The sequence below is a fragment of the Testudinibacter sp. P80/BLE/0925 genome (genome assembly GCF_053570785.1).
The window spans coordinates 2,415,929-2,433,964 of sequence record NZ_CM131636.1 but is presented as its reverse complement, the minus strand read 5'-3'; the positions used below and the strand labels follow the sequence as shown (position 1 = coordinate 2,433,964).

The following is an 18,036-nucleotide window of genomic DNA, read 5'->3' as shown; positions in this document are numbered from 1 at the left end:
GCCTTTATTTTTATCCATTTAAACCTGTTAAGAGTGCGGTATGCGTGAGTTTAATGAAATCATCAAAGCAAAAGAATGGCAAAATCAGTTAGTCACTTCATCCTTGTCCCGCTTGGCGGCACATTCGCCGTTACGAGCCTATCCCGATGTGCCAAGTGCGGTCGGCAAAACGCCGTCGCCGAATCAACAATCGTTAAACGGCGTGTGGCAATTTCAACTGTTTGCCAAGCCGGAAGCCGTGCCTGAAGAGGTTATCCAACCGCACTTTGATGATACTGACTGGCTGAAGATTGCCGTGCCGTCCAACTGGCAGTTGCAACCGAATGTAGCGGACAATCCGATTTATACCAATATCCGCTATCCGTTTGACGATAAGCCGCCTTTCGTGCCACAAGATAATCCGACCGGCTGTTACCGCACGCTATTTCATTTGCCTGAAAAGTGGCTGCAACGCCAAGTGCGGATCAATTTTGACGGGGTCAACAGCGCATTCCATTTATGGTGTAACGGGCGTTGGGTCGGTTATGCGCAAGACAGCCGTGTGGCGGCGGAATTTGATTTAAGCGACTTTGTACATGCCGGCGGCAATCAGCTGACGGTGATGGTGTTGCGTTGGAGCGACGGTTCGTATTTGGAAGATCAGGATATGTGGTGGCTGAGCGGTATTTTCCGTGATGTGACCCTGTTGAGTAAACCGCACTTGCATATTGCCGACGTGGAGATTCACGCCGATTTAGATGCGGTTTATCAAAACGGTACATTGACGGTCAAAACCCGATTTAATCGCAATGCGGCGGAACAGACAAAAGTACGGTTGCAACTGTTTAACGGCGAAGATTGTTTGTTAGAGCAAGTTGCTTCATTCGCGCAACAAGCGGCGCTTGATGAAAAAGGGCGTTATCAAGATCGGCTTCAACAAACTGTCAGTGTGGGAGAGGTGCAGCCATGGTCGGCGGAAATACCGTACTTGTATCGCTGCGTAGTGAGTTTGTTGGACGAGAATAATAAGCTACTGGACTGCGAAGCCTACGATATTGGTTTCCGCAAGGTGGAAATCAAACACGGACAACTGTTGTTAAACGGCAAACCGTTGCTGATTCGCGGCGTGAACCGCCATGAACACCACCCCGAACGGGGACATGCCATCACCGTTGAAGATATGCGGCAAGATATTCTGCTGCTTAAACAGAACAACTTCAATGCGGTGCGCTGCGCCCATTATCCCAATCATCCGGCGTGGTATGAACTGTGCGATCAGTACGGCTTATATGTGGTCGATGAAGCCAATTTGGAAACCCACGGGCAATCGCCAATGCGCCATTTATCCGATGATCCGAGCTGGCTGAATGCCTATTTGGCGCGGGTGGTACGCATGGTGGAGCGCGATAAAAACCACGCCGGTATTATTATCTGGTCTCTGGGCAACGAATCGGGGATCGGCAATAATCATCATGCGATGTATCAATGGCTGAAACAGCGCGATCCGAGCCGCCCGGTGCAATACGAGGGCGGTGGCGCGATGACGGCGGCAACCGATATTATTTGCCCGATGTATGCGCGCGTCGAACAGGATCAATTCTTCGCTGCCGAAGCCGTCACCAAATGGGCAATTAAAAAAGCCATTTCCATGCCCGACGAACAACGCCCGTTGATTTTATGCGAATATGCCCATGCGATGGGCAACAGTTCCGGCAACTTCAACCAATATTGGCAGGCATTCCGCCAATATCCGCGCTTGCAAGGCGGCTTTATTTGGGATTGGGTCGATCAAGGGCTGACCAAATACGATCAAGACGGCAACCCGTATTGGGCGTACGGCGGCGATTTCGGCGATCAGATTAATGATCGCCAGTTCTGTATTAACGGCTTGCTGTTCCCTGACCGCACGTTGCACCCGGCGATGGCGGAAGTGAAAAAAGCACAACAGTTTTTCCAATTTAAATTGGAAAAAGCGGCGCAGGGCTATGAATTGACCGTCACCAGCGAATATCTGTTCAAAACGGTGAAAGACTGTTTCCTACATTGGAAATTGAGCGCCAACGGTTTCCCGATTCGTTTTAATTACAGCGGCTTAAATTTGCCACCGCAAGGCAGCCAAACCATCCGTATTCCGTTGGATATTCATTTACTGCCGGATACTTTGTATCTGATTGATGTGGAAGTGATTTTAAATCAAACACAGATGTGGGCGGAAAACGGTTTTTGCGTGGCGAAAGAACAGTTTGTGCTGCCGGAAGTGATTGCGTTGAGCGAACCGCACTTTGTATCCGATCACGCCGTTGAGCTGCCGTTGATTAGTGAAAGTGCGGATCAGGCGCAAGTGCAAGGCGAAGATTTTCGCTTCGCCTTTGATAAAAAGTGCGGTTTACTCACCCGTTGGCAAAAGCAAGGAAAGGAGCAACTGGCGCAGCCGCTGCGCAATAATTTCTACCGTGCGCCGTTGGATAACGATATTGGCACAAGTGAGGCGCAACATATTGATCCGAATGCGTGGATCAGCCGCTGGCAAGCCGCCGGTTTGTGGTCGTTAAACGAAAAATGTCTAGATTTTCGCCTTGAGCCGCTATCCGATTGTGTGCAAATTCACGCCACGCACGGTTACTATTATCAAGATCAATTGCTGTTAAAAAGTTGCTGGTTGTATCGTATCAACGCACAAGGCGAGTTGGATCTGGATATTCAAATTGAAGTCGCCGACGGCTTGCCGTCCTTACCGCGGGTCGGGATTGAAATGGCGTTAGTCAACAATGACAGCCGTGTGAAATGGTTCGGGCGAGGGCCGCATGAAAATTACCCGGATCGCAAAAATGCCGCGCACATCGGGCAATACGATCTCAGTCAATTCGAATTGCACACCAATTATATTTTCCCGAGTGAAAACGGCTTGCGTTGCGATGTGCGCGAACTGAATTTCGCCAACCTGAATGTGCGCGGACATTTCCATTTTGCCGTCAGCCGTTTCAGCCGGCAAAATTTAGCCCAAGCACGCCATACTTGTGACTTGGTCGCCGATCCGTGCGTGTATTTACGGATTGATGGTTTTCACATGGGCGTGGGCGGTGATGATTCATGGACACCGAGTGTGCACAGGGAATATCAGCTGACACAACGAGAATATCGTTATCGCTTACGTTTGGCATAAAAACACAAAAGTGCGGCTTAGTGCGGTTTAAAGACCGCACTTTTCAGGCTGATGACAAAGTCGCTTTCTCGAATAATTTCCCTCCCTCCGTATACGGAGGGAGGTGTCCGAAGGACGGAGGGAGGCATAAAGAATGTTAAAAATGAATATGCTGCATTTTCACATTATCCCTCCCTCCCCATTTTTCTTGTGAAAAATGCTACTCCCTCCGCACGCGGAGGGAGATCATAAAAACCGCACTTTTGTTCTTAGCCGATGTAAAATTGATCGTTATTCTGCCGCTTTATTTAACAGATACTGCACCAACAACGATACCGGGCGACCGGTTGCGCCTTTTTCCGCGCCGGATTTCCATGCTGTGCCGGCAATATCCAAATGCGCCCACGTGTATTTTTGGGTGAAGTTGGCTAAGAATGCCGCCGCGGTAATCGCACCGCCCCAACGTCCGCCGATATTGGCGAGATCGGCAAAATTGGATTTCAATTGCTCTTGATACTCTTCGCTTAACGGCAAGCGCCATGCTTTATCTTGCGCTTGCGCCGCCGCTTTTTCCAATTGTTGCGCCAATTCGTCATCAGGCGAAACCAAGCCGCTGTTATGTTGCCCCAATGCCACCACGCAAGCACCGGTCAGGGTGGCGACATCAATCACCACTTCCGGATCGAAACGTTCGACATAAGTTAAGGCATCGCATAACACTAAACGCCCTTCGGCGTCGGTGTTCAACACTTCCACGGTCAAGCCGTTCATGGTGGTGAGAATATCGCCCGGGCGATAAGCGTTGCCGTCCGGCAGGTTTTCACACCCGGCAAGAATCGCGGTGATATTCAACGGCAATTTCAGCTCGGCAACCGCTTTCATCACGCCGTAAACCGAGGCGGCGCCGCCCATGTCGTATTTCATCTCATCCATTTCCGCCGCCGGTTTTAGCGAAATCCCGCCGGCGTCAAAGGTTAAGCCTTTGCCGATCAACACAATCGGCTTGGCGTTCGGATTCGGGTGGTTTTTATATTCGATCACCGACATAAATGCCGGATTGTGCGAGCCGCGCGATACCGCTAAATAAGCATTCATGTTTAACGCTGCCATTTGCGCTTCATCAATAATGGCGGTCTTCACCAAATCCGATTGCGCCGCCAATTCTTGCGCAAGATTGGCTAAATACGCCGGATTGCAAACGTTCGGCGGGCAGTTTGCCACGTCTTTTGCCGCTTTCACTCCTTGCGCAATGGCGCTGGCGTGCTGTAGCGCCTGCTGTGCTTTCGCCAGGTCATCGCTTGCCACCGCAAACATTAGATTTTGCAAGGCTTGGCGCGCGTCGGATTTTTTGCTTTTGAAATCGTCGAATTGATAACGGGCTTGCTGCACGGTTTCCAGCGCAAACCGCACTTTCCAATAAATACCGCGTTTTTTGACCTCGACTTCATTTAAAAAGCTGACCGCACTTTGAATGTTGCCGGCAGCAAGTGCGGTAAAGGCTTTGCTGATAATTTGTTGATATTGGCGTTCGTTTAAACTTTCGTCAGCGTTGCCGCAGCCAACCAGTAGGATACGTTTAGCCGGGCTATTCTTGACATGATGTAACATCAGGGTTTGTCCGATTTTGCCTTCGATTTCGGTATCGGCTAACAAGTCGGCAAGATAGCCGTGGCTAAGTTGATCCAACTGCTGTGCCGCAGGGCTAAGTTGTTGATTTTTGTAAACGGCAACGATCACACAATCGCTGTTTTGAGCGGAAATCGGGTTGTCGGTAAGGTGAAATTGCATTGGCTTCTCCGGAAATATTTTTATTGTTGTGGTTATGAAAATAAGGGTATCATTATACGATTTATTATGCTGAATGACATTGGAACAAGTAAAAAAGTCGTGATTTTTATGGTATTGGCTTTTCTGTTGTCATAGATAGCAAGAATTTTAAGATAAAACACCAAAAGGGTTGCTTGTGATCTTACTTAAATATTTAACCAAAGAAATTTTCAAAAGCCAGATAGCGATTTTGTTTATCTTGCTGTTGATTTTCTTTGCGCAACAATTGGTGCGCGTGCTGGGTTCGGCGGTGAATGGCAATGTGCCGTCGGATTTGGTTTTTTCGCTGTTGGGCTTGGGTATGCCGACTATGGCGCAATTGATGTTGCCGCTGTGTTTGTTTATTGCGATTTTGATGACATTGGGGCGGCTCTATGCCGACAGTGAAATCACCGTCATGCGCGCTTGCGGTGTCGGACAGCGGATTCTCATGCGCGTGGCGTTATTGCTGTCGGTGTTGACGGCTGCGTTGGCGGCATATAATGCTTTTTGGTTGTCGCCTTGGGCAATCGAGAAGCAGGTGAATATGTTGGAGCAGGCAAAGGCCAACCCGACGCTGTCGGCGTTAAGTCCGGGACAATTTATCAGCAACAACGACGGTAATTTTGTGCTGTTTATCGATCAGGTCGAGGCTAACTCCTTAGAAAATATTTATCTGTTTCAAATGCGCGAACGCGGCAATATCAAACCGTCGGTGTTGGTGGCGCAAAACGGTAATCTGGAAGCTTTGCCCAACGGCGATCAAATCCTGAAACTGAATAATAGCGAACGCTATGAAGGCAGTGCGATTCTGCCGGATTTTAAAATCACCCATTTTGACGATTATCAGGCTTATTTGACGTTTACCAATGTTGATTCGCAAAGCGATAAAATCGAGCGGTTGAATCTGAATCAACTGCTTAGCGAAGATTCGGCCGCTTCAAGGGCAGAGCTGTGGTGGCGGATCTCGTTAGTCCTTGCCGTGCCGTTGATGGCATTGCTTGCCGTTCCCCTGAGCAAAGTCAATCCGCGCCAAGGACGGTTTGCCAAAATGTTGCCCGCACTTTTGCTGTATTTAATCTATTTTCTCCTCTTGAGCTCGCTCAAATCGGCGGGAACCAGCGGCAAAGCGGAGGCTGGGGTGTGGATTCCGTTGGTGCATTTTGCCTTTTTATTCATTGCAATCATGTTAAATAGTTGGAACAGTGCGTTTATGTATCGTGTCCGTCATCTGTTTTCTCCCAACTCGGCAGTAGAGGATTGATTATGTTTGGTGTATTGGATCGTTATATCGGACGGACAATCTTCGCGACAATCCTGGTGACATTGTTCATGTTGGTCGGTTTGTCGGCGATTATTAAATTTGTCGAACAGTTCCGTGATGTCGGCAAAGGCAGTTATGATGGTTTGCAAGCGGTGTATTACACCTTGCTCACCATACCGCGCGATATTGAAACCTTTTTCCCGATGGCGGCATTGTTAGGGGCGTTAATCGGTCTGGGCGCGCTTGCCGCCAATAGCGAACTGGTGGTAATGCAAGCGTCCGGTTTTTCCCGGTTAAAAATCGGTTTATCCGTGATTAAAACCGCTGTTCCGCTGATTTTGGCGATTATGCTGCTCGGCGAATGGGGGATTCCGCAAACCGAACAGTTTGCGCGTAATATGCGTTCGCAAGCGATTTCCGGCGGATCGCTGTTATCGGTACAAAACGGTATTTGGGCGCGTGACGGCAATAATTTCGTTTATATTCAGCATGTGAACAATGAAAACACCCTGAATAATATTTATATCTATCAGTTCGACAATGAACGCCGACTGAAAGTCATGCAACAGGGAAATCAAGCAAACTATAACGAGCAGAATGGCAACTGGGTGTTCAACCAGTTGAGCGAAACGGTGATTGAAGGCGATAGCATTCAAAACCGTAACTATTTAAACCACGTTTGGCAATCCAGTCTTACCCCGGATAAACTGTTGTCGGTCAGCCTGAAAGCCAGTTCATTGTCGATTAGCGGCTTGAATAATTATGCGACGTTCCTGAAAGAGAGCGGGCAGGATTCAAAACAATTTGAATTGCTATATTGGCGCAAGTTGTTCCAACCGTTGTCGGTTGCGGTGATGATGTTACTGGCATTATCTTTTATTTTCGGACCACTGCGCAGCGTTACCACCGGCGCGCGCATTGTGACCGGTATTGTCTTTGGTTTCGCGTTTTATGTGATTAACGAAACGTTCGGGCGTGTCACGGTGGTGTTTAATATTCCGCCGATTATCGGCGCACTCTTGCCAAGTTTACTGTTTTTATTACTGACTTGGTGGTTATTAAAACGTAAACCGAGCTGATTTTTGACGGGCAAACCGCACTTGAAGACGAATATCTGTATGAGATGTAAACAAAAAAGTGCGGTGTTTAATAAGAAATAAGCAAGTTGTCTAAAATTAAAGCGAACGAATGCAAATTTTAAATTTTGCGCTTGCAACTTGGCTTGATAGCCGTATAATGCGCACCACTGACAGCGATTATGTTTATCAGCGTTGCCTGGGTGGCGAAATTGGTAGACGCAGTTGATTCAAAATCAACCGCCTTCGGGTGTGCCGGTTCGAGTCCGGCCCTAGGCACCACTGGTAAATATAATCATCAAGCCCCTATCGAAAGATAGGGGCTTTTTTATGTGCTAAAGCCGGTAGATTCACGATCTAAATCAATTCGGCATTAATTTTTGCTATAAATTTAAACGAAAAATAGTGTATAGTTAACTCCAGTTATTTTCTATTTTATAAATAATTATCTAAAGGAGGTTGTTATGGCGCTTGCACCTATGTCTGTACGTAAGTTTGAATGTTTGTCCGAAGCGGATGCGGAGCAAATTTGCACTGCGTTGAATAAGGCGAAATATGTCTCGATCACCTTGGGAAGTGCGGTTGTTTCACAATGCCGCGCCACCAAAAAGCTGGGTGGAATTTTAGCGAAAGTGAATTTGACCGAAGTGATTCCGAGCGAATACGATCTCGCGCAAATTCAAGCCGTTATTTAAAATTGTCTTCCTTTTTTTCTTTAGAATCGGATTGCCGCAGTGTCTGTATTGAGACTGCGGCAATTTTTTATCTACATACCAAACCTAACTAAGCCGCTGTTGTCAGTAACAACCTTGATTTTCCCCTTTCACTCACAGCGGTTTTTCGCTAAAATCAGACGTTTATTTTCAAGCTGAAAAGTTATTTGGCAAGTGAAAAGGTTGGCAGGTGAAAAAAGCACAATTTTATCTTTTACAGGCGGGAAAAGCGGATTCAGAGCTGAGCGCGCAAGAAGCGTTGACTTGCGATTTGGCGGCCGATGCATGGCGGCTCGGCAAGCGAGTGTTAATCGCCTGTGAAACGGAACGGCAGGCATTACTGCTGGACGAAGCCTTGTGGCAACGCGATGCGGAACAATTTGTGCCGCATAATTTGTCCGGCGAAATCACCACTTATGCCACCCCGATTGAAATCAGTTGGATCGGTAAACGCAATAGCCAACGGCGCGATTTGCTGATTTCACTGCAAAGTGCGGTTCCCGATTTTGCCAACAGTTTTAGCCAAGTGATTGATTTTGTGCCAAGCGAAGAACAAGCCAAAATCCAAGCGCGCGAACGCTATAAGCAGTATCGCCAACTGGGATTCGAATTGTCGACACAGCAAATTTAATCAGCAATTCGTTTAGTAAGTAATAAAGTGCGGTCAGCACTTTCAAATAAGATAGAGAATATGGAAACCACTTATAATCCACAAAATATCGAACAGCGTTTATACCAAAATTGGGAGCAACGCGGCTATTTTAAACCGTCGGAAGATCGTTCCCGTCCGAGTTACAGCATTGCTATTCCGCCGCCGAATGTCACCGGCAGTTTGCACATGGGGCATGCGTTCCAGCAGACATTAATGGATACTTTGATTCGTTATCACCGTATGCAGGGCGATAATACCTTGTGGCAGGCGGGGACGGATCATGCCGGAATCGCCACACAGATGGTGGTTGAACGCAAAATTGCAGCGGAAGAGGGCAAAACGCGGCATGATTTTACGCGCGAAACCTTTATTGATCGCATTTGGCAATGGAAAGCGGAGTCGGGCGGCACGATCAGCCAACAAATGCGCCGTATCGGGAACTCGGTCGATTGGGAACGTGAGCGCTTCACTATGGACGAGGGGCTGTCCGATGCGGTGAAAGAAGTGTTCGTGCGCTTGCATGAAGAGGGCTTGATTTATCGCGGTAAGCGTTTGGTGAACTGGGATCCGAAACTGCACACCGCCATTTCCGATTTGGAAGTGGAAAACAAAGAGAGCAAAGGCAGCCTGTGGCACTTCCGTTATCCGTTGGCAAACGGGGCGAAAACGGCGGACGGCTTGGATTATTTAGTGGTTGCCACCACCCGCCCTGAAACCGTGTTGGGCGATACCGCAGTGGCGGTGCACCCGGAAGACGAGCGTTATCAATCGCTGATTGGCAAAACCGTCTTATTACCGCTCGCCAATCGTGAAATTCCGATTGTTGCCGACGATTATGTCGATCGCGAGTTTGGAACGGGCGTGGTGAAAATCACGCCGGCGCATGATTTCAACGACTACGAAGTAGGCAAACGCCATCAATTGCCGATGGTCAACGTGCTGACGCTGAACGCCGATATTCGCGAGCAAGCGGAAGTGCTGAACAGCGACGGCAAAGCCAACAACGATTACCAAGCCTTTATTCCGGAAAACTATCGCGGCTTAGCGCGTTTTGCGGCGCGTAAACAGTTGGTTGCCGAGTTTGAAGAACTGGGTTTACTCGATCAAATCAAACCGCACGATCTGAAAGTGCCTTACGGCGACCGTGGCGGTGTGCCGATTGAGCCAATGCTGACCGATCAATGGTATGTCAGCGTTGCCCCATTGGCGAAAACGGCGATTAAAGCGGTGGAAGACGGTGAAATCCGGTTTGTGCCGAAACAGTATGAAAACCTGTATTTCTCGTGGATGCGCGATATTCAAGATTGGTGCATTTCCCGTCAATTATGGTGGGGACACCGTATTCCGGCGTGGTACGACGAGAGCGGTAAGGTGTATGTGGCGCGCGATGAAGCCGAAGTGCGGTCGAAATACAACTTAGCCGCCGATGTTGCGTTGCGCCAAGACGATGATGTGCTGGATACATGGTTCTCTTCCGGGCTGTGGACATTCTCGACCTTAGGCTGGCCGAAACAAACCCCTGATTTGGAAATGTTCCACCCGACTAATGTGTTGATCACCGGCTTTGACATTATCTTCTTCTGGGTTGCCAGAATGATTATGTTCACCATGCACTTTATCAAAGATAAAGACGGCAAGCCGCAAGTGCCGTTCAAAACCGTGTATGTGACCGGTTTGATCCGTGACGAAAGCGGGCAAAAAATGTCGAAATCGAAAGGCAACGTGATCGATCCGTTGGATATGATCGACGGCATTGATTTGGAAGCCTTAGTTGAAAAACGTACCGGCAATATGATGCAACCGCAGTTGGCGGAAAAAATCGAAAAAGCCACGCGCAAAGCGTTCCCGAACGGCATTAATCAGCATGGCACTGACGCATTGCGTTTCACCTTGAGTGCGCTCGCGTCAAACGGGCGTGACATTAACTGGGATATGAACCGCTTGGAAGGTTACCGTAATTTCTGTAACAAACTATGGAACGCCAGCCGATTTGTGTTGATGAACGCCGAAGGCAAAGATTGCGGTTTTGGCGCAGGCGAAAAAGAACTTTCCCTAGCGGATCGTTGGATTTTAGCCGAATACAACAATACGGTGAAAGCCTTCCGTCAGGCATTGGACAGCTATCGTTTTGACTTGGCTGCGAATATTCTGTATGAATTCACCTGGAATCAGTTCTGTGACTGGTATCTGGAATTGACCAAACCGGTCTTTAACAGCGGCAGCGAAGCGCAGCAACGCGGCACTCGCCACACCTTATTAACCGTGTTGGAAAGTCTGTTGCGTTTGGCGCACCCGATTATTCCGTTTATCACCGAGGAAATCTGGCAACGGGCGAAAGGCTTGGTCGGCGTGCATGGCGATACGATTATGTTGCAACCGTTCCCAAGTTATAATACAGAACGTGTCGATCAAACCGCACTTGATGAAATCGAGTGGCTGAAAGAAATTATCGTCAATGTGCGCAATATCCGCGCCGAGAAAAACATTCCGCCGGGCAAAGGCTTGGATCTGCTGCTGCGGAATTTAAACGAGAACGAAGCCGCTTGTTTAGCCAAAAACCGCACTTTGTTGCAAAATATGGCGAAATTGGATTCGGTGCAAGTGTTGGCGCAAGGCGAAACCGCACCGTTGTCGGTGGCGAAACTGGTCGGCGGCTGCGAGTTGCTGGTGCCAATGGCAGGTTTCATCGATAAAGCGGCGGAACTGGCGCGTTTAAACAAAGAAATCGAACGTTTGCAAAATGAGATCGCCCGTATCGAAAATAAACTGTCAAACGAAGGCTTTGTCGCCAAAGCGCCGGCGGCGGTGATCGATAAAGAACGGTCAAAAATGGCGGAGTATCAAGACGGCATGGAAAAACTCAAAGCGCAGTATTTGAGTATTGAAACGCTGTAATTGGGCAAATAGGCTCAGCAAAGAATCAGGGCGCATGATATGCGCCCTTTTTTATACCGCACTTTTTATGCTAAAAACTATCTTTTCGGTTTACTCACCATGATTTCAATCACCTGCTTATCGGTGTAGAGCATACTGCGTGAGGCGATGGCGCAAAGGTTATTGATGGTGGCGTCAATATCATATTCGACAATGCCTTCTTCGCCGGTGACGCGGGTGTTGTCCATTGCCATTAGCACCGATTTGTAGCCGCTGGATACGCTGGTGGAGACTTTCATCGCGCAACTGTTGGCGGCGCCGTCGCAGATAATGCCGCTGATGTCGCCGATCATGCTGCAAATGCCCATGCTCACGGTTTCAAATTTGCCGGTCAGCAACCAGGCAATGCCGGCGCAACTGCCCATTGACGCGGTGGTGACGGCGCAAAGTGCGGAAAGCTTCGGCAGTTTGCTGTGGATATAAATTGCCATTAAGTGCGATAAAAACAGGGCGCGCGTCAGTTTTTCTTCATCGGCTTGCAAATACTCGGCAACCACCACCACCGGCATGGTGGCGGCGATACCTTGATTGCCCGAACCGGAATTGCTCATCGCCGGTAGGGTTGCGCCGCCCATGCGCGCGTCGGAGGCGGCGGTGGTTTGGATAATCACCCGGCTTAATAAATCGTCCGACATCAAGCCGCTGCCGACGTGTTTTTGCAGCGTGCGCCCGATATGCAAACCGTAGTTTTTGCTTAGGCCCTCTTGCGAAAGTGCGGTATTCAGCCGTGCCGCTTCTAAAATAAACGCGATTTTGTCAATTTCGACATTGACGGCAAAATCAAACAGATCTTGAGCGGTCAGTTGCTCGAAAACCGTATATTCGTTTTCGCTGGTACAGGCTTGCCGTCCGGCATGTTGATAGATCATCTCACCGTTTTTCTCAATCGAAATAATATTGGTGTGATTATCTTGAATACAGACTTTGACCCAATCGTTACCATGAAATAAGGTGGCTTGCGAATAGAGAATTTGCTCGGTATCTTTAATCCCGACCGTGACTTTTTGCTCGGCTAACAATTGCTTTGCCGCGGCGATTTGTTCCGCGGTGATCTGTTTTAACACTTCCAATTTGCCGTCGGGATCTCCGCCCAACGCGCCAATCGCCGCCGCAATCGGCAAACCGACCATGCCCGTACCCGGCACGGCAACGCCTAAGCCGTTTTTCATCAGATTAGGCGATACCTTAGCTTCGATTCGCTCCGGCTTTGCCGCGAGATATTTCGCTGCCACCGCTGAAGCCAGTGCCAATGAAATCGGCTCGGTGCAGCCTAATGCCGGCACAACATCATTGCGCACGATTTCGACTAATTGGGTTTGTAATAGTTCGCTGAGTTTCGGCATAAATCATTACCATTGAGAAAGAGAAAAATAACGGCGCATATCATAGCAGGTTAGCCGGCAAGATAAAGAAACGAATGTCTGAAATGTGATTTTTTAAGCTTTTTTCTCTTGAAGCGGAAGGGTGTATAATCGTTTTTTGTGATGAATCAGCATTAGGATTAAGTATGAACAAGACAGGACTTGCGGTTTCGGTATTGAATCTCGCGCCGGTGCGTGCCGGTTTTGACAACCGCCAGGCAATTGAGGCGATGACATGGCTGGCACAACAGACCGAACAATTAGGCTATAGCCGTTATTGGGTGGCGGAACACCACAACACGCCCGGTTTGGTCAGCTCGGCGACGTCAATATTAATCAGCCATTTGTTGCAGCACACACAGCGGATGCGAATCGGTTCCGGCGGGGTGATGTTGCCGAATCACAGTCCGTTAATGGTGGCGGAGCAGTATGGCACGTTGGAAACCCTGTATCCGCAGCGGGTTGATTTGGGATTAGGGCGTGCGCCCGGAACCGATCAGGCAACGGCGCAAGCCCTACGCCGTAATCCTGCGCTGGAAAGCGCGCTGTCTTTTCCCGATGATGTGCGCACTTTGCAACGTTATTTAGGCGACAGTGATAAACAGGGTTTTGTCAAAGCCTATCCGGGAGTCGGCACGCATATTCCGCTGTATATTTTGGGTTCGAGCACCGAAAGCGCCTATTTAGCCGCCGAGTTGGGCTTGCCTTATGTTTTTGCCGCCCATTTTGCGCCGCGAATGTTGGAAAGTGCGGTGGCGATTTACCGTCGGCAATTCAAACCGTCCAGTGTGTTGGCCGAACCGTATTTTATTTTGTGCCTGAATGTGATTGCGGCGGAAACGGACGCCGAAGCCGAATTATTGGCAACGTCGCAGCAGCGTTTTTTCCTGAATGTGGTGCGCAATACCCATTTGCCGTTGCAACCGCCTAAAGCGATTGCCGCCGGGGAAATCGAACCCCACGAGCAACAGGTGTTGAACAGCATGACCGCCTGCACCTTATTGGGCAGCCCGGCGAGTGTTGCCAATCAGTTGCACCAGTTACAGCGTATTATCAAAGCCGATGAAATGATGGCGGTCACCTATATTTACGATCAGCAAAAACAGCTCGATTCTTATCGCTTATTCAAACAAATCGCCGAACAATACCAAAGTGCGGTTTAGTCGATAAAAAGCCCTTAACCGGCGTAGCAATTAAGGGCTGAGACCGCACTTTAGCCAAAGTACGGTTGCTTGATTTTCCAGACGACTATTTTTCAAATAACTCTGCGTGCAGTAAGCGCACCACGTCGTCGGCGTGTTGGCTTTGTACCAATAAGCAGATGTTGTTGGTGCTGGCGCCATAGCTGACCATACGCACGTTATACTGTTCGATTGTGCCGAATAAACGTTTTGCCACGCCGGCGGTAATGTGCAGATCGTTGCCGATCAAGGCAACCAGCGATAAACCGGTATCCACTTTCACATTGCAAACTTCGCTCAGTTCGGTCAGCAGTTCGTTGGACAACATACTCGCGCCGGAAGACGCCGAACCGGTTTTGTCTAAGGTCAAGGCAATGCTGACTTCGGAGGTGGTGATGGTATCGACCGAAATTTTGTGTTTTGCCAAAATATTAAACACGTTGGCTAAAAAGCCTTGTGCGTGCAGCATACTCAGGCTGGACAAGGTTAATAAGGTTTGGTCACGGCGCAGCGCAATCGCACGGAATGTCGGGCGCGGTTGCGGATCGCGCGTGACCCAAGTGCCGCCCGCCGCCGGATCTTTGCTTGAGCCGACATAAACCGGAATATTGCTGCGCACCGCAGGTAATAAGGTGGCAGGGTGCAATACTTTCGCGCCGAAAGTCGCCATTTCCGCCGCTTCGGCAAAGCTCATGGTATCGATTTTTTGTGCAGCAGGCACAACGCGCGGATCAGTGGTGTAAATGCCCGGCACGTCGGTCCAGATCAAGACGTCTTTGGCGTCCAAGACTTCCGCCAATAATGCCGCGGAATAATCGCTGCCGCCACGTCCGAGTGTGGTGGTTTTGCCTTTTTCATCACGCCCGATAAAACCTTGGGTGATCACCAGCTCGCCACGGTTAATCAGCGGTTTTAAGATATTGTCGCAATTTTTTTGCGTTTTGGCGTCATCCGGTGCCGCTTTGCCGTAATTGCTGTTGGTGGCGACCAGCTGGCGCACATCGATCCAAGTGGCGTTGGTTTGCAGTTCGCGCAACACTTCCACAAAAATCAAGGTCGACATCATTTCCCCGTGGCTGATCAATTCATCGGTCAGCGCCGGCGAAGTTGCCAAACTGGCGGCTTCGGAAAGTGAGGCGACATTGGCAAGCAAGCGGTCAATTTCTTCGCTGATAACGTTATTGTTTTTCAATTCATCTAAGATGTTGTATTGAATGGTGCGCAGCTCGTCTAAATATTGGGTGCGCTGTTCGCTTTCGCAACCGTTGGCAAGTGCCACCAAAATATTGGTAACGCCAGCCGAAGCGGAAAGCACCACCACACGGGTGTTGGGATCAGCAATCACGATTTTGGCGCACGCACTCATCGCAGGGAAGTTGGCAACACTCGTGCCACCGAATTTAGCAACGGAAAGATGGGACATGGTTTGAGTTCCTGTAGTTAAAGTTAAGGTTAATGTTGTTAAGTGTTGTGTTTTTATTCTTTTGTAGTTTGCCATTTTTATGTAAAAAATCCACAACTAAAACGCGCCATAATAAAAAACCATCGCAATCAATCCACTGCGATGGTTTTGTGGTTCAGACCGCACTTTGCATTTTAAACTCAAAGTGCGGTTTTGCTGTGTTTTAGTTTAACTCGGCACGCAGTTTTTTGGTGACGTTGACCATCACTTCCAACGCGGCGTTGGTTTCCGGCCATGCGCGGGTTTTCAAACCGCAATCCGGATTGACCCACAACCGTTCGGCAGGGATGACGTCTAATGCTTTGCGTAGCAAATGCTCGATCTCCGCCGCAGTCGGGACGCGTGGGCTGTGAATATCGTACACGCCCGGTCCGATGTCGTTCGGGTATTTGAAATCACCGAAGGCGGTCAGCAATTCCATATCGGAACGCGAGGTTTCGATGGTGATCACGTCTGCGTCCATGCCTGCGATTGCCGGCAGAATATCGTTGAACTCGGAATAACACATATGAGTATGGATTTGCGTCGAATCCTGCGCACCGAAAGAGGACAAGCGGAATGATTCGCACGCCCAATCGAGGTAATCGTTCCAGTCGGCACGTTTCAACGGTAAACCTTCACGGATTGCCGGTTCGTCGATTTGGATAATTTTGATACCGGCTTTTTCCAGATCCAATACCTCATCGTTTAACGCCAGTGCAATTTGTTTACATACGGTTGAACGTTCGATGTCGTTACGCACGAAAGACCATTGCAAAATCGTCACCGGCCCGGTCAACATGCCTTTCATCGGTTTTTGGGTCAGGCTTTGGGCGTAAGTGGACCATGAAACGGTCATCGGATTTGGGCGCACCACATCACCGAAAATCACCGGCGGTTTCACGCAACGGCTGCCGTAGCTTTGCACCCAACCGAATTTGGTGAAGGCAAAACCGTCTAACAATTCGCCGAAATATTCCACCATGTCGTTACGTTCGGCTTCACCGTGCACCAACACATCTAAATCCAATTTTTCTTGTTGTTCAACCACATAGGCGATCTCTTTTTTCATCGCCGCTTCGTATTCCGCCGCTGAAATCGCCCCTTTTTTGAAGTTGGCACGGGCGTGGCGAATTTCAGTGGTTTGTGGGAACGAGCCGATATTGGTGGTTGGCAACAGCGGTAGGTTTAACCACGCTTGTTGTAACTTAATCCGCTCGGAAAACGGCGATTGACGTTGATCCGCATTGGCTGGCAGCGAGGCTAAACGGGCGGCAACTTCAGGGCGGTGGATCACGCTTGAAGCGGCGCGTGCGTCGGCAGCGGCTTGGCTTGCGGCAAGTGCGGTTTCAACACTGGCGCGACCGTTATTTAATGCCTGTTTAATCACATTCAACTCTTGGATTTTTTGCAAGCTAAAGGCTAACCATGAATAGAGATCTTTGTCTAATTGGGTTTCCACTTCCAAGTCAAATGGCGTGTGTAACAGCGAGCAGCTTGGTGCGATCCACAGCTTTTCGCCCAATTTGGCTTTTAACGGCTCAACCACGTCTAACACCTTGTTGAGGTTTGCACGCCAGATATTACGCCCGTCAATCACCCCGACAGACAACACGTTGCCATAATCTTCAAACGCCGCCAATTGTTGCGGTGCGCGCACCAAATCCACATGCAAGCCGGCAACCGGCAAGCTTTTTAATAAATCGGCATGCTCGGCAACTGAACCGAAATAGGTGGCAAGCAATAATTTGGCTTGCAGTTTTGCCAATCTTTCATAAGTCGGTTTAAATGCCGCAATCCACTCCGCCGGCAGGTCGACGGTTAAAGCCGGTTCATCAATTTGAATCCATTCTGCACCGGCTTGTACCAGTGCGGTCAGGATTTCTTCGTAAACAGGTAAGAGTTTGTCCAACAACGCCAAACGGTTAAACGCCTCTTTGCCTTTTTCTTTGCCTAACCATAAGAACGTGATCGGGCCGACAATGGTCGGTTTGGCTTTTAAGCCTAGCGCTTGTGCTTCTTGCAGTTGTTGTACATAGTGTGCCGGATTGGCTTTGAATTCGCTGTTTTTATGGAATTCAGGCACAAGGTAGTGATAGTTGGTGTCGAACCATTTTGTCATTTCGATGGCGTGCTGTTCCGCATTGCCGCGCGCCAGTTGGAAGAATTGTTCTAAGCTCAAATTGCTGCTGTCGAAGCCGAAACGTGCCGGAATTGCGCCGGTCGCCACTTGCAGATCCAAAATATGATCATAGAAAGTAAAATCGGCTACCGCCACGTAATCTGCGTTGGCGGCGGCTTGGTGTCGCCAGTTTTTCTCACGCAAGGCTTTGGCGATGTCGAGCAGATCTTGCTCTGCCAACTCTTTGCGCCAATAACGTTCTTGAGCAAATTTTAATTCACGTTTTGCGCCTACGCGCGGAAAGCCGGCTAAATGAAATGTTGTCATGATGGTTTCTCCCGATATTTAAACTGATTTATTCTTAA

At 49.1% G+C, this 18,036-nt stretch carries 11 protein-coding genes and 1 tRNA gene; 8 read left to right on the top strand and 4 right to left on the bottom strand.

Annotated elements, in window-relative coordinates; all coding sequences use genetic code 11:
* Window positions 1-40: 40 nt before the first annotated feature.
* Window positions 41-3,142 carry a beta-galactosidase gene (locus ACWA5Z_RS11795; RefSeq protein ID WP_431052613.1) on the top strand — a complete coding sequence of 1,034 codons (3,102 nt, stop codon included), beginning with the start codon at window positions 41-43 and terminating at the stop codon, window positions 3,140-3,142.
* Window positions 3,143-3,412: 270 nt separating this feature from the next.
* Here the strand turns inward: ACWA5Z_RS11795 and ACWA5Z_RS11790 are convergent, their stop codons facing one another.
* Window positions 3,413-4,909, bottom strand: a complete 1,497-nt coding sequence (locus tag ACWA5Z_RS11790) for a leucyl aminopeptidase (RefSeq protein ID WP_431052611.1) — start codon at window positions 4,907-4,909, stop codon at window positions 3,413-3,415.
* A gap of 175 nt (window positions 4,910-5,084) precedes the next feature.
* On the opposite strand from ACWA5Z_RS11790, the gene lptF reads away from it, so the two are divergent.
* The 6 genes from lptF (at window position 5,085) to ACWA5Z_RS11760 (ending at window position 11,527) form a co-directional block, all read left to right on the top strand.
* Entirely contained in the window at window positions 5,085-6,191 is a 1,107-nt protein-coding gene (gene lptF, locus ACWA5Z_RS11785; RefSeq protein ID WP_431052609.1) for an LPS export ABC transporter permease LptF, read from the top strand.
* A gap of 2 nt (window positions 6,192-6,193) precedes the next feature.
* Entirely contained in the window at window positions 6,194-7,270 is a 1,077-nt protein-coding gene (gene lptG, locus ACWA5Z_RS11780) for an LPS export ABC transporter permease LptG (protein ID WP_431052607.1), read from the top strand.
* Between the two features lie 194 nt (window positions 7,271-7,464).
* Window positions 7,465-7,549 (top strand) — tRNA-Leu (locus ACWA5Z_RS11775).
* A gap of 182 nt (window positions 7,550-7,731) precedes the next feature.
* Entirely contained in the window at window positions 7,732-7,962 is a 231-nt protein-coding gene (locus tag ACWA5Z_RS11770; protein ID WP_431052605.1) for a hypothetical protein, read from the top strand.
* A 208-nt stretch (window positions 7,963-8,170) separates the two neighbouring features.
* Window positions 8,171-8,611, top strand: a complete 441-nt coding sequence (locus ACWA5Z_RS11765) for a DNA polymerase III subunit chi (RefSeq protein WP_431052603.1) — start codon at window positions 8,171-8,173, stop codon at window positions 8,609-8,611.
* Between the two features lie 60 nt (window positions 8,612-8,671).
* Window positions 8,672-11,527 (top strand): valine--tRNA ligase, encoded by a 2,856-nt coding sequence (locus ACWA5Z_RS11760; RefSeq protein ID WP_431052601.1) that lies wholly within the window; start codon window positions 8,672-8,674, stop codon window positions 11,525-11,527.
* Between the two features lie 77 nt (window positions 11,528-11,604).
* Here the strand turns inward: ACWA5Z_RS11760 and ACWA5Z_RS11755 are convergent, their stop codons facing one another.
* Complete coding sequence (locus tag ACWA5Z_RS11755; RefSeq protein ID WP_431052599.1) at window positions 11,605-12,909, bottom strand: L-cysteine desulfidase family protein; 1,305 nt, start codon at window positions 12,907-12,909, stop codon at window positions 11,605-11,607.
* A gap of 164 nt (window positions 12,910-13,073) precedes the next feature.
* On the opposite strand from ACWA5Z_RS11755, the gene ACWA5Z_RS11750 reads away from it, so the two are divergent.
* The gene (locus ACWA5Z_RS11750) at window positions 13,074-14,090 is read left to right on the top strand and encodes an LLM class flavin-dependent oxidoreductase (protein ID WP_431052597.1); all 1,017 of its coding nucleotides are present in this window, start codon (window positions 13,074-13,076) and stop codon (window positions 14,088-14,090) included.
* An 85-nt stretch (window positions 14,091-14,175) separates the two neighbouring features.
* Here ACWA5Z_RS11750 and lysC read toward each other — a convergent pair whose 3' ends face one another.
* Both lysC and metE read right to left on the bottom strand, forming a co-directional pair.
* A complete protein-coding gene (gene lysC, locus ACWA5Z_RS11745; RefSeq protein WP_431052595.1) occupies window positions 14,176-15,531 on the bottom strand; it encodes a lysine-sensitive aspartokinase 3 in 1,356 nt (451 codons plus the stop codon).
* Between the two features lie 202 nt (window positions 15,532-15,733).
* On the bottom strand, window positions 15,734-17,998 hold the full coding sequence (metE, locus tag ACWA5Z_RS11740; protein WP_431052593.1) for a 5-methyltetrahydropteroyltriglutamate--homocysteine S-methyltransferase: 2,265 nt from the start codon (window positions 17,996-17,998) through the stop codon (window positions 15,734-15,736).
* Between the last annotated feature and the right edge of the window lie 38 nt (window positions 17,999-18,036).